This window comes from Acidicapsa dinghuensis (assembly GCF_025685685.1).
In the GTDB taxonomy this organism is placed as follows: domain Bacteria; phylum Acidobacteriota; class Terriglobia; order Terriglobales; family Acidobacteriaceae; genus Acidicapsa; species Acidicapsa dinghuensis.
Window position 1 is genome coordinate 421,469 of record NZ_JAGSYH010000005.1, and the last position, 13,600, is coordinate 435,068.

Below are 13,600 nucleotides of genomic sequence, written 5' to 3' on the forward strand. Positions count from 1 at the left end.
ATAGTCCCAATCCAAATCGGTTTTTTTCAGAACCCCGGTTCCTGGTACCTTTTCGCTGCCGCTGCCTGCCCTCTTTCCTCCTTAGCAGCCCACGACTACGAACGTTACAAGTATTTTGAGAGTTGGTTATAAGCATGGCCTGTTGACCGGCGGTTCAGTACTTGGACAGTCACGCTCGCAGTCACCTATGTGCGGAGCTCCCGTAGTTGCTGGAGACCCTATCCCGCGGCATATCTATGCATGCGCCAATTACCGCCAAAACGAGTAAGTAATTTTTATTCTTTTAACCTCGATGAGGCCAAACTGCGCCGTTCCTGATCTGTCGGCGTAGATCCATCAAAACTCCATTTGGCAACCCTTGCTCAATACACAGTTCTCTGCACCGAAACCTGGCAAGGATATCGTTTATCCGCCAGAAGCGCACCGGCACCGGTCAGGCGTTCCCGCAACGGATTTCGCGGGGTCGAAACGCTCCTCCATCTGGATACGTTCTCGGCGGCGAGGTACCGTAGCAATCGAAAAATGGGACATCCCAGGAAGTCCTCTAGGGAGGACTAAAAGCATAAAGACATAGCGGCAGATATCCTAGAGAGGCACCTTCGGAGATTGAAAACATGACGATTCCGGATGATCAAGTCCCAGCGAATAAGGAAGAACCCTTGAACGAGCAAGCGGGCGCTAATGACGCTACAGCGGCATATCGTCGTGACCTCGCATTTCCCATTCTCACCGAAGAGATGGTTCAGCGGCTGCAGGAATACGGTCGGGAAGAATCTTTTGCAAAGGATGTAATTCTCTATACCTTCGGTGACCGCGAGACTGACATGTTTGTCATCCTGGATGGAGCCATTGATGTTTTGTTGCAGTCCTCAGACGGCAGTCTTAAGCCCTTCGCGCGTCATCACAGGTTTCATTTCAGTGGAGAGCTGAGCCTTCTGAATTCTCAAAGCGCCGTCGCTGAAGTACGAACAGCGATGGACAGCCGTCTGCTGCGAATTTCACGCAAAGAGCTTCGGCTGTTAATGCGTGCCGAAGGAGATATCGCCAACCTCATTGTGCAGGCAACCATCTGGCGCCGTATCGGTATCAATGCTGAAGCTTCCAGCGGCGTTCTTGTTCGAGGCTGTGCAGGAGACGTCGAACTATTGACCTTACAGCGCTTCTTCGTACGCAATTACTATCCCTACAGGATTGAAGAGATTCTCGAAGGGAGCACCGACAGAGAAGATTCTCGTGACTTGAAATTTCCAATTGTAGCGCTGCCGGATGGGGAAATCCTCGTGCGCCCAAGCATAACCGCTTTGGCAGACAAGCTAGGCATTACCGAGCTCCCAGACTCGCAAACGATCTACGATGTAGCCGTCGTAGGAGCCGGTCCATCAGGCTTGGCCGCGGCAGTATACTCGGCCTCGGAAGGGTTAACGACTATCGTCATCGAAGGAACGGCTCCCGGCGGCCAAGCCGGTACAAGTTCAAAGATTGAAAATTATCTCGGCTTTCCAACAGGAGTCTCCGGCCAGCAACTCGCCAGTCGCGCCCACTTGCAGGCTCTCAAGTTTGGAGTACATTTCGCCATCTCTCGCGAGATAGTGACAGCTCAACAGATCGATGGAATCCACAAGCTCACCCTAGCTGGTGGGCTCTCGGTCTATTCACGGGCTACAGTCATAGCCACCGGAGCGCAATACCGGCGACTAGCTATCAAGAATCACAGTGACTTTGAAAATCGAGGTATCTATTACGCGGCAACAGCGATGGAATCGCTTCTCTGTGGCCAGCGAGAAATCATAATAGTCGGAGGAGGAAACTCCGCTGGTCAAGCAGCTATTTTCCTGGCTGGGGTGGCCAAGCACGTACATCACATCGTGCGCGCCTCGTCGCTCGAGAGCACGATGTCGCAGTATCTGATTTCGCGCATCGAGCGGTCTCCGCAGATAACGCTCTACACAGACACCGAGATTGAGAAGCTCGAAGGAAAATCGGCCCTTGATCTTGTCACTTGGAGAAATCGCAAAACCGGTGAGAAGACTACGAAGCCTATCGGTCGGGTTTTTGTAATGATTGGTGCAGAGCCAAATTCCGGATGGCTCTTCGGCACAGTGAAGCTAGATAGTAAAGGGTTCGTTCTCACGGGCGCTGCAGACGGTTTCGAAAATACGCCCTATGCAACCAGCCTCCCTGGGATGTATGCCGTTGGCGATGTGCGGGCCAATTCAGTTAAGCGCGTTGCGTCCGCTGTAGGTGAAGGCTCCGTAGTCATCTCGGATGTACACCGCTATTTGGCAGCACATCGTGACCAGTTCAATATGCGGCCTGAGTCCACGCTTGCCGCACTGAGAGAAGTTAGCAGCTGATCCCAAAGAAGAAATTTGTTCGACCTCTCATTCTGCTCAATCAGCATTCAATAGATTCTGCATGGACGAGCGAGGTCTCGTCTTGCAGCACAGCCGGTGATTACGGTGGTCAAATCACTTATACCGATTGGATAGGTCAGGAACACATCGCTTCCGTGCTTCCTGCTGGAAATATCCTCCGAAGCTGTGTGGAAGATGAATGCAATGCTGTCGAACTTCGGCGTTGCCCTTATGCGTCGGCAAAGCTCATAACCATTCAAAATGTCTCCGACTCATATTTCATCCGCTCCGAGCACCTAAATCGAGGAGTCGCTCATGTTCAATTACAGCTGAGGAAGCCGTAAGGACTCACCGCCATTAGGACGAAATCGGTGAATACTTCCCGCGAACCGGTCTTTTCCGCCGAGCTAGGTACTTCGAACCTCAGTTGTTGACTTCAGGCCAGCGCGCTCATCGACGTGAATACATTGCCGATCGATGAGGGATGTTCATTTTCGAACAGGCATGTGCGTCCGTGGACATTTACTCCGCGTTAACAGGCGCTCTGCTTCAGTGCGATTCCTGTCTTCGCTTCGTCGCTTTTGAGGTTAAAACGTAGGATTCATGCACCGGGGCCGAGCGTTCCTCAGCATGGCACGTCCAATGGACATCCTTCGAACTGGACCAAAGACTTGGCCGTCGAAGTGCTTACATTCAAAAATCGGGCTGACTTTCCTCTTTTCCAGGTCAAAGGAGGGCTGATGCAAGTTGCGCTCCAGGATCTCCGCTTTGCGTTCCGGCAAATCATTCGCAACCCAGGTTTTTCTCTCACAGCGGTGCTTTCGCTTACGCTGGGCATCGGCGCAACGGTCGCTGTTTACAGCATTCTGTACGATGCTGTGCTGCACCCCTGGCCGTACGCCGGGATCGAGCGGATCTGCGATGTCTGGCTCACGGATAATGCTGGCCATGAAGGGACCTGGGACCTTACCGGCCCGCAAATTCGCCAGCTGCGCCAGAGCCACGCGGTGGAGGATGTGGTTACCTCGAACTATACAAACCAGACGGTGACAGGCGGTGACATACCCGAAGACGTGGTTGTTGACGAGATGTCTGGATCCCATTTTCAGTTCCTCGGGCTCACACCTGTCCTCGGCCGATACATCACGCCCACCGATGTTCCCGATGGGCAGGATCCCCAGCCGGTCGCGGTCTTGAGCTACAAATTCTGGCAGAGACATTACCGCGGCGATCCCGCAGTTGTGGGAAAGACCATCCAGCTCAACCATAAGACCTACACAATCCTGGGCGTGATGCCGATGCGCTTCACCTGGAGAGACGGAGACATCTACACTCCGCTAAAAATGGAGTCCGACCAGGCGCATCGCTATGGTCCAGAGATCAAGTTGAAGCCAGGCATTAGTTTCGAGGCTGCTGCCGCCGAATTCCGAAACCTGTATCAGGAGTTCGACAAGCAAACGCCGAATGTCTTCCCAAAACAATTCAAGGTGAGTGTGCGTGGGCTGGCTGATACTTACACCCGCGATCTCAAGAAGACGATGTATCTGCTCTTCGGGGCCGTCGCGCTGCTGCTGGCGATCGGTTGTGGGAATGTCTCGATCCTTCTGCTTGCGCGCGGCACGGCACGGCAACATGAGTTTGCCGTCCGCTCCGCGGTGGGCGCGAGCCAGTTTCGCATCGTGCGCCAACTTCTTACCGAGTCGCTGCTTTTATCTGGCGTTGGGGCCGGATTAGGAGTGTTCGTCGCCTATCAATCGATCGCGTTCATTGTTCCGAGACTTCCCGACCACTCTTATCCCTACGAAGCCGACTTTCACATCAATCTGCCTGTCCTATTTTTCAGCGTGGGCCTGGCAATCCTCAGCGGGGTCGTCTTCGGCCTCTTTCCGGCTCTGCAATCGTCGCAACCGAAGATCAGCCAGGTGATGCAGGCTGGCACCCGCCGGCTCACTGGCAGTGTGAAAGGAAGGCGCATGCACACCGCTCTCATCGCGGGCCAGATCGCTCTGACCCTGTTACTGATGACCGCAGCCGGTGCGGCAATTCAGAGCTTTGTTCGCATGAACACCGTTTCGCTCGGCTATGAAACACAGCACACAATGTCCGTCGAAATTCCCATTCGCGAGAACGCACATACGACCTGGGCGGACCGTGGCCGGTTCTTGGCCGAACTGCGGGACAAGATCGCGGCAACACCCGGGATTCTGTCCGTTGGGATCTCGACCAATGCTACGCCACCTAACAGCGGCTGGAGAGTTCCCGTTGAGGTTCTCGGCAAGCCGGCCGCCCAGGAGCAGGAGGCACACGTCGAGTTCGTCAGTCCAGAGTACTTCTCAACCTTGCGAATTCCGTTCGTCAAGGGCCGCGTTTGGGAGCAGAGCGAGGTGGAGCGCGGCGCTACATTGGTCTTGGTGAATCAGGCGTTCGTGCGTCATTATCTCGCGGGCGAAGATGCTGTGGGTCATTCCCTGCGCGTACCCCAATTCGCCAGTCTCCCGCCCATGCTATTAGCTGCAAATGGAATCACCGGATGGCTGCAGATCATAGGTGTCGTAAGCGATTCACTTGATGATGGGCTGGACAAGCCGGTGGCGCCGGCGGTGTACGCGCCCTACACCTTGGTGATGCCTCCCTTCACGCAGGTCCTGGTCCGCACCCAGAGCGAGCCCCTCGTCCAGGTTCGCAGCATTCGTCAGCGGATCGCCTCCATCGATCCTGATCAACAGATCGTCAGCGATGTCCGCGACCTCCAGGGCTGGATCCAACACGAGCCGGAATTTGAGCGCGGACGGCTTATTTCCATACTTTTCGGAGCCTTCGCCTTCCTGGGGCTGACTCTGGCTGCGGTAGGGCTCTATAGTGTGGTCTCATATACCGTCTTGCAACGGACAAGCGAACTCGGCGTCCGCGTCGCACTGGGAGCCCGCCGCCGTGATGTACTGAGCCTTGTCGCCCGGTCGGCTGCAACCAGCATCGGAATCGGAATTGCTGCAGGACTGGCGCTGAGCTTCAGTCTGAACCGCCTGATCGCGAACTGGATCGAAAGCGGCGTACGCGATCCGTTCCTGATTCTGGCGGTAGCGCTGATTCTTATCGCCGTGGCGGCGCTGGCTTGTCTGGTCCCCGCCCGCCGCGCTACTGCCATTGACCCAATGGTCGCTCTGCGCTGCGAGTAGGCTGGTTCGAATATTTAGTGAACTGACGAGAGCAAGCCGGTGCATTCATTGACCTATTCAGATCGATCTGTGTCATGGGCATATGATTGAAAAACCGCCTGCTCATGGATTTGACTGTCATGCAGTGTCGGCCGCAGAAAAAGCACTATCGCAGAAGCCGGATGATCCTGCAATCAATATCCTTGTGGCGGAAGCACTGGTAGGTGAGCGCGACTTTGAAGCAGCAGAACCATATCTAAAAAAACTCTGACAGGAAAGCCTCAGTTCGTAATCCAGGCACATGCCCTTCTTGATCGAGTCTATTTTTCTATAGGGCATGATCAACAAGCATTCGCTGAACTGAAGCTCGCACTGTCCAGCGACGACGATGGAAGCCTTCACTATTTGTTAGGTAGGCTCTACATCAAATGTAGAGATAAGACTAATGCGGTTTCAGCTTTCAAGCAGGCGAAAGAACTTTCAGTCGATCGCACTCGCCGAGCGACAATTACGCTAAACAGTAATAGCTTGAGGGTTCTTTACCTTAATAACAATGCCGCGAGAACTCCGAAACTATCCCGTTCGATCAACCCACCAACAGCAAATAGAATACCTGCGGCTCTGACTCTAGCTCCATTTCATCATGATCATCGGGTGTCACGAAAACAGCGATCTCTCCTCAGGTTCTATGTCTACGCGCATCGAAAAAGCTTTTCGAATCTCGCTTTCTACTCTGGGCAATGAAACCCGAAAGATGCTGCCCTTGTTCAGCTCAGACTCGACGGTAAGCGGGGCACCGTGGGCCTCGGCGATCGAGCGCGCGATATGCAGGCCCAAACCGTTTCCACGCTGCGTTCTTCGCGATGCGGATGATCGAAAGTGGCGATCGAAGATGCGCGGTAGATCGGTTGCGGAGATTCCCGATCCCGTATCGGACACTTCCAGGATGGCGGTATTCTTCTCCCGGACAAGCTGCACCGAAATGGATCCTCCGGGAGCCGTGTATTTAATGGCATTTTCCACCAGTACAGCGATCATCCGATGCATGAGAGATCGGTCGCCGCGAATCCAGCACTGCGAAGCCAAAGCAAACGTCAACGACTGGTTTTTCGCTTCGGCCTGGTGGATAAACAATCCGCAGCTTTCGCGCACAATCTCGGCGAGATCAAGAGTTTCCTGCGCAAGATGATATTGCTCGGAGCCAAACCTGGCAGAAATTAGAAGGTCTTCGAGCAGCGTGAGGGTGTGCTCACACTCCGACGCGATCTTTCCGAGCAGTTTTCTATACTCTTCGGCCGTACGCTCTCTATTAAGTCCAAGTTGCGTGCTCGCCAGCATCACCGCCATTGAGGTACGGAGATCATGCGAAGCATCCGAAGTAAACTGGGCATTACGCTCCATTGCCGTCTGTAACCGTGCGAGCATGCTGTTCCAAGCCTCGGCCAGACTTTGCAGTTCGTCTCCGGTTCGAGGAACGGGTACGCGCCCCCGCAGGTCGGAGATGCTTAGGCGACTCGCCATCGCCGTCATGCGCCCCACCGGGAGAAGCGCCCGGTTACTGAAGACATAACCTCCTGCAAGCGACGCCAGCACCAGAAATGGAACGAACAGGAGATATGAGGTACGCACGGTGTGCAAGATGCCATAGTGCTCATCGACGCGACCGGCCATGGTCAGCTTCACCAGGTTCCCAGCCAGCTTTGCTTCGACAGTATAGGTTCGGATCGGGTGACCGGAGTAAACGACCTCCTGATAACAGGGAGCACTGCAGTTGAGGAGATTCAGCAGGAAGGGCTGATCGCCGGCCGCAAGGAGCAGCTTTTGCCCGTCTGGGCTGCGCACAATGATCTCGCTGGTATCCGGCGACACTTCGATGAAGCGGTTCAGTGTTTCGTCAAGGGGACGCTTCGCATAGCCATTGTGTTCCGCGCCAGTGAAAGCAATCAGTCGCGCGGCGCGGTCGACCATGCTCGCCGGCCGGGAGGATTCCAGAACCTGGCCTAGATAGACCGTGAGAAAGATGCCGAAGAGTGTCAGGCAGCTGACCGTGAATACCGCGTATCCGAGCCCAACCCGTACTCGCAGTGACGATAGTTTCACGACGCTCGGCTTTCCGCGTGCAGCACATAGCCAATGCCACGAACGGTCTGGATGTACATGGCTCCTGCCCTGCCAAGCTTTGTGCGTAGCGAATGAATATGAACATCGAGATTGTTATTACTGATCTCGGCGATGATACCCCACACCGCATCTGTCAACTGATCGCGAGTCAGCACCTGCCCGGCTCGGCGTACGAAGGTTTCAAGCAGCATATATTCTCGCCGCGTCAGATCGAGCAACCTGCCGTCGAGACGCGCCGTACATCGCTTTGGATCAAGAGAGATGGATCCTGCAACGAGTTCGACTGTCGCCGATACCGGCCCACGCCGTACCACGGATCGCAGACGAGCCAGAAGGATGTCCAGATGAAAGGGCTTGGTTAAGTAATCGTCCGCACCTATATCGAGCGCTCGCACCATTTCCGGCACAGTGTCTCGCGCGGAGAGAATGATGACCGGCGTCTGGCAATTCGCCCGGCGCACCTCCTTCAGCACCGTCAGGCCACTGACGTTAGGCAGCATCAGGTCTAGCAAAACCGCGTCAAATCGATGGGCGGCGATGTAACTCGCAGCTTCTTCGCCGCTTTCGAGATGAACGACAACGTGGCGATTTTCTTCGAGCACTTGCTGCACGAGCTCCGCCAGTCGAATATCGTCTTCCACCATGCAAACATGCATGAAACTATTCTTCCCACCCGCCATGCAGGGCTGATGAATTGCGGGTAAATAATGCGCGATGACGATCTCCGCCTAAGGTCCAGCTAAGATTCGTCAGTTTTCATCGGAAAAGCCACACAGCGGTGCGTAGTGCAACCCAGTGCTTTCGAACCTACCCGTTCTTACATGCCCGCTGTCCCGAAATATATGGAGCTGAACGATGAAACGAATTGTCTTTGTCCTTGCGCTGCTCGCCTGCTGCTTATGCCCATCAGCAAAAGGCCAGATCGACCGAACCGAGATTAACGGAACCGTCACCGATCCTTCGGGCGCCTCCGTTGCAGGCGCCACCATAACAGTTACGCAAATCGACACCAATCAGATTCGATCTGTCATGACCGCGAGTCACGGAGAGTTTTCCGTTTCTTCTCTTCCAATCGGCCACTTCAGCATCAGGATTTCGCACAGTGGGTTTCGCGATCTTAGCGTTCCCGATATCGACCTTCACGCCGGAGACGTGCACACCGTCAACCTCACCATGACACTCGGCGAGGTGAATCAGACGGTGACCATCCAAGCGCACGATGGTTCTCAGCTCGATGAAAGCAACGCAACCCTAGGTGGAACGGTACAGCATGTGCAGGTATCGAATCTTCCCCTCAACGGTCGCAATATCACCAATCTTGAACTGCTCGCCCCTGGCGCCATCGATTCCGCTTCGGGTTCTCAACAGACTATTCGCTTTGAAGGAAACGGCACCGACGACAATAACTTCCGTCTCGATGGAGTGGACGCCGGCGGAGTCTTTCATGCCTCTCTCAAGTCGGCCCTCCGGCTGCAGTTTTCAACCGAGGCTATCGCCGAATTTAAAGTCGATAGCGGGAACTATACCGCCGATACCGGAGGTTCCGCAGGTGCGCAAGTAAGTCTTATTTCGAAGACCGGCACTAACAATTTTCATGGAAGCGTATTCGATTACTTCCGCAACAATGTTTTTGACGCTGTGGGTCCGATCAAGTCCTCGAATCGTCGACCGGTATTTCAGCTAAATCAGTTTGGCGGTGACGTGGGCGGGCCAATCAAGCGGGATCGAACCTTTTTCTTCGCGAATTACGAAGGCTTTCGCCAACAGCTGGGCGGCGTACCCCAGAATGGTTTTGTTCCCAGCTCAGCTTTCCTTGCCGAGACCCAGGCGGCACAGCCGGAACTGGCTTTCTTTCTGAATGCCTATCCCCACGGGGAGGCTGCCACCAGCGACCCTCGCGTTGACAGCTACACCAGTGTTGTACCCAGTCCCGATCATGAGGACAGCGGTACTGCGCGGGTAGATCATCGTTTCGGCGAGAAGGACTCTGCCTACCTCCGCTACAACGCAGACTATGGCGTCTCTACCAGCGCCCTGAACGCGCTTGGCAACGCCATTACGATCAACGCAAACATGAATAACGCCGTGCTGGAAGAAGAGCACATTATCAGTGCCACCATCACCAACGAGGCCGAGCTCGGCTTCAACCGCAACCTGTACTATCAGAGCCAGACGACTGGCCTGCCCATCAATTTCACACTCACCGGACTCACCGAGTTACAGGAAAACTACAACAAACAACAGGTGGGGCAGGACGAAAATTTGAATGATACCTTGACCTGGATCAAGGGCAAACATACCGTCAAGTTCGGTGCAGAATTGCAGTGGCCGTGGTTCTACGAGGCAAACTCCTTGGATGGTACGGCGGCTTTTCTGAATGAAACAACCTTTCTCGCAGATCAGTTGAGCACCTATCAGATCACCGCGCCGCTGCCCGACAAGGGCATGCGCAAGTTCCATGCGGCCGGCTACTTCCAGGATGAGTGGAAAGCTACTCGTGACTTGACCGTCAACTATGGCCTGCGCTACAGCTACTTCTCTCCCTTCACCGAAGTTCACAACGCTGAAGATCCCTTCGACATCGCGAGTTGTGGTGGCTATTGCGGCATCGGAACTGGCTTCTACTTCCCTAACTACCTGGACTTCGATCCCCGCCTCTCTCTGGCCTGGGCGCCTGAGCAACTGAACGGGCATACCGTTTTCCGCGCCGGTTTCGGAACCTTCCACGGCGAAGTACAACTGGGAGATGAGGATAGTCCGGTTGTCAATACCGAACCGTCAACCTTGCTCACCAGCGGCATTCAATCCAACGGCAGCACCGTGATTTACAGCTACCCGGTTCCCGCTGCTCTGACACCCACCACGGGCCTCGCACTTACGCCTCGTTCCATGGCTCGCAACCATCCGGACTCCTATATCGAGCAGTGGACAGCCTCGATCGAACAGGCCATCCCAGGCCAGTCCGTGCTGACGCTCACTTATCTCGGATCGCATGGAGTGCATCTCTTCCGCCGCGGCTATACAAACCTCATTAATCCTGCGACCGGAACCCGCCCTTTGCCACAGTTCCCGAGTGAAATCGACACGAAGTACAACGAAGGGATGTCTAACTTCAACGCCCTTCAGGTGGGATTGCGGCGGCATCTGCACAATGGGCTCTTCTTTGGAGGAAACTATATGTATTCCCACGCCATCGACGACGGTTCAGTCGGAGCCGGCGACGCCGACGCACCGGAAAACATCGCGTGTTTCCGCTGCGATTACGCGAGCAGTGACTTCGATTCGCGTCACTCCGGAACCGCCAGCGTTGTCTACACCCTTCCTTTCGGACGTGGTGAGCGATTCCTGAATGCTGGCACCGCAGCAGATCTGCTTGTCGGCGGGTGGTCGGTAGACTCGCTCCTAACAGCCCGTTCCGGATTTCCTGTGAACATCCTCCTGAGCCGCCCCAGCTCAGACCTTCTCGACGGCAACAACGTCGATCAGCGGCCTGACGTTGTTCCTGGCGCGCCGCTCTATCTAGGGCATTCGATTGCACATTGGCTCAATCCAGCGGCCTTCTCGCTACCTGCGGCTGGAGCCTGGGGTAATGCCGGAAGGAACACCGCTGTCGGTCCAACACTCTGGCAGGACGATGCGGCTGTGCAGAAGACCTTCCATGTGGGCGGTGAGCAGAACAACGTGATCTTCCGAGCAGAATCCTTCAATATCTTCAATCGTGCACAGTACGGCCAGCCAGCATCCACCCTGTCTGAAACGGTGACAGGGGGTACGCGCATCCTCACAACTCCCTCCAGCTTCGGCAAGATCACCTCCACCGTTAACTCTGCCGGATTGGTCGGTACGGGAACGCCGCGCGTCCTCGAATTCTCTCTCCGCATTACCTACTAATACGGATTTAACAAAAAGACGGCCTGCGTTCCTGAACAGCTTGTCTCTTCAAATCAGAAAAGGAACTGTGAATGAAGTCGATTTGTCACGTAGTCATGGGGGCGCTGCTTGTCGGTAGCGGTTCTGGTCTCATAGCCTGCACGCCATCCGTCCTGGGATCACCGGCTGCCACGAGAATTGCTGTGCAGGCTCCGTTTGCACAACAACTGATCGTGAAACTCAAGAATCAGCATCCGGAGATTCAGAAGCTGAGCCTTCACGCAGTGCCTCCAGGGCAGACGCAGAGTGCAATCATCGCCAGCAACCTGTCGGAGAAGATTGGCAAGCTTTCGTCTCCAGATGACCTCGCGGCAGTCGCCGCAGGCCAGCCCAATGTACACCGCGTGGAGCAGGGCAAGTTCTGGGATACATTTGTTCCCGTTCACGATTATCGCGGCGATGTCATCGGTTTCCTCATCATGGAAGTGCCCTTCCGCACAGCGTCTACTGAATCCGAGGCCATTGCGGTCGGAACCATGATCCGGAATCAACTGCAGCAGCAGGTGCCGACCCTGGAGACGCTCTTTGGACCCGCAAAGCAATAGCTCATTCAGCCGGCGGCAGCTCTTTACCACAACGGCTAAGCTTCTTGCCTTCTCGGCCATTCCGGTTTTCTCGGAAGCGGCTGCTCGCCGGCCATCTTCAGTTTCCCGGGCCGATCCGGCAGTAATGGACAAGTTGAGCGCCTATATGGCGGCAGCGGGCGATCAGGCCCTGCCTCCCGAGGTCATCGAAAAAACGAAGCAACATGTCCTCGACACGCTGGCCGCCATGGTGTCGGGAACCCAACTCTTGCCTGGACAGGCCGCCCTCCGCTTTGCAGGGCTGTACGGTGGAACCGGCAATACTCCTGTGGCAGGCTCGTCCCTGACCTGTAGCCCGCTGGAGGCAGCTGTGGCCAATGGCATGCTGGCACACGCGGACGAAACCGACGACTCACATGCCCCTTCCCATTCCCATCCGGGCTGTGCCACCGTACCGGCCGCTCTGGTTGCCGGTGACCTCTTCGCCATCAGTGGAACACGCTTTCTGCGCGCCTTGGCTCTCGGCTATGACATCGGCACCCGCGTCTTAATGTCGATGGGAGGCATCGAGTATCAGGCGAAGACACACCACGACGCCCACAGCATGGCGAATACTTTTGCCGCAGCGGCTGCGGCGGGTTGTGCAGCGTCTCTCGCGGAGCAGCCAATGCGCTGGCTGCTGGATTTTGCCGCTCAGCAGGACTCTGGCATCGCTGCCTGGCAGCGCGACCAGCAGCACATCGAGAAGGCCTTTGTGTTCGGCGGCGGCCCGGCACGCAACGGAGTAACCGCAGCTCTGCTTATCCATGCTGGAGCCACGGGAATTGACGACACCTTTTCCGGCACTGATAACTTCTACCTCGCCTTTGCTCCCGCAGCGAATCCTGCTCTGCTGATCGAAGGTCTTGGCGAGCGTTTCGAAATTACCCGGGCCAGTATCAAAAAATGGTCCGTCGGCTCACCGATTCAGGCGCCCCTCGATGCCCTGCAGTCGATTCGCGCGTTGCACCCGTTCCATCCCAATCGCGTCCGGCAGATCATCGTACATCTTGGAACTATCGAGGCCAGTACTGTAAATAATCGCGAAATGCCGAATATCTCTCTGCAGCAGATGATTGCCGTGATGCTCGTGAAGGGCACCGTCGGCTTTAATGAATCCCACGATCGTACCCTCATTTCCGATCCGGCCATCGTGCGTGCGCGCAACAAGGTGCAGCTCGTGCCTGATGCGGCTTTGCAGAAGCTCTATCCTCAATTGGTCTCGGTTGTCGAGGTAATCCTTGACGATGGAAGTCATTGGAGTCAGCGCATCGACCACGTGCGCGGAACAGTACTGAATCCAATGTCGACTAGTGAGGTAGCAGAGAAAGCGCGCGACCTCCTGGAACCCCGCCTGGGCACTCTTCGGACCACGCATCTGATGGAAGCAATCCTTAATCTGGAAAGTTTGACCGACCTTCGCATGCTGCGACCGCTGCTGCAGCCCCCCGCCTGAGCGAATCCACGTTTCTCACCA

The 13,600-nt window shown here is 55.5% G+C and carries 9 protein-coding genes; 7 read left to right on the forward strand and 2 right to left on the reverse strand.

Annotation, left to right across the window (positions count from 1 at the left end; translation table 11 throughout):
* Positions 1 to 614 precede the first annotated feature (614 nt).
* The 4 genes from OHL22_RS16585 to OHL22_RS25110 all read left to right on the forward strand — a co-directional run bounded on the left by OHL22_RS16585 (position 615) and on the right by OHL22_RS25110 (position 6,253).
* Positions 615 to 2,354 (forward strand): FAD-dependent oxidoreductase, encoded by a 1,740-nt coding sequence (locus OHL22_RS16585; RefSeq protein WP_263339756.1) that lies wholly within the window; start codon positions 615 to 617, stop codon positions 2,352 to 2,354.
* Between the two features lie 740 nt (positions 2,355 to 3,094).
* Positions 3,095 to 5,530 carry an ABC transporter permease gene (locus OHL22_RS16590; RefSeq protein WP_263339759.1) on the forward strand — a complete coding sequence of 812 codons (2,436 nt, stop codon included), beginning with the start codon at positions 3,095 to 3,097 and terminating at the stop codon, positions 5,528 to 5,530.
* Positions 5,531 to 5,612: 82 nt separating this feature from the next.
* Positions 5,613 to 5,780 (forward strand): tetratricopeptide repeat protein, encoded by a 168-nt coding sequence (locus OHL22_RS16595; RefSeq protein WP_263339761.1) that lies wholly within the window; start codon positions 5,613 to 5,615, stop codon positions 5,778 to 5,780.
* A 134-nt stretch (positions 5,781 to 5,914) separates the two neighbouring features.
* The gene (locus OHL22_RS25110; RefSeq protein WP_377819584.1) at positions 5,915 to 6,253 is read left to right on the forward strand and encodes a hypothetical protein; all 339 of its coding nucleotides are present in this window, start codon (positions 5,915 to 5,917) and stop codon (positions 6,251 to 6,253) included.
* Here the strand turns inward: OHL22_RS25110 and OHL22_RS16600 are convergent.
* Both OHL22_RS16600 and OHL22_RS16605 read right to left on the reverse strand, forming a co-directional pair.
* On the reverse strand, positions 6,167 to 7,609 hold the full coding sequence (locus OHL22_RS16600) for a sensor histidine kinase (RefSeq protein WP_263339765.1): 1,443 nt from the start codon (positions 7,607 to 7,609) through the stop codon (positions 6,167 to 6,169). The two genes, OHL22_RS25110 and OHL22_RS16600, sit on opposite strands and share 87 nt — an antisense overlap.
* Positions 7,606 to 8,286: a response regulator transcription factor gene (locus OHL22_RS16605; RefSeq protein WP_263339767.1), complete on the reverse strand. Its 681-nt coding sequence runs from the start codon at positions 8,284 to 8,286 to the stop codon at positions 7,606 to 7,608. Before OHL22_RS16605 ends, OHL22_RS16600 begins: the two co-directional genes overlap by 4 nt.
* A gap of 199 nt (positions 8,287 to 8,485) precedes the next feature.
* Between OHL22_RS16605 and OHL22_RS16610 the strand changes: the two genes are divergently transcribed.
* The 3 genes from OHL22_RS16610 (at position 8,486) to OHL22_RS16620 (ending at position 13,579) form a co-directional block, all read left to right on the forward strand.
* Positions 8,486 to 11,521 carry a TonB-dependent receptor gene (locus OHL22_RS16610; protein ID WP_263339768.1) on the forward strand — a complete coding sequence of 1,012 codons (3,036 nt, stop codon included), beginning with the start codon at positions 8,486 to 8,488 and terminating at the stop codon, positions 11,519 to 11,521.
* A 71-nt stretch (positions 11,522 to 11,592) separates the two neighbouring features.
* Complete coding sequence (locus OHL22_RS16615; protein WP_263339770.1) at positions 11,593 to 12,105, forward strand: hypothetical protein; 513 nt, start codon at positions 11,593 to 11,595, stop codon at positions 12,103 to 12,105.
* On the forward strand, positions 12,086 to 13,579 hold the full coding sequence (locus OHL22_RS16620) for an MmgE/PrpD family protein (protein ID WP_263339772.1): 1,494 nt from the start codon (positions 12,086 to 12,088) through the stop codon (positions 13,577 to 13,579). Before OHL22_RS16615 ends, OHL22_RS16620 begins: the two co-directional genes overlap by 20 nt.
* Positions 13,580 to 13,600: the final 21 nt, after the last annotated feature.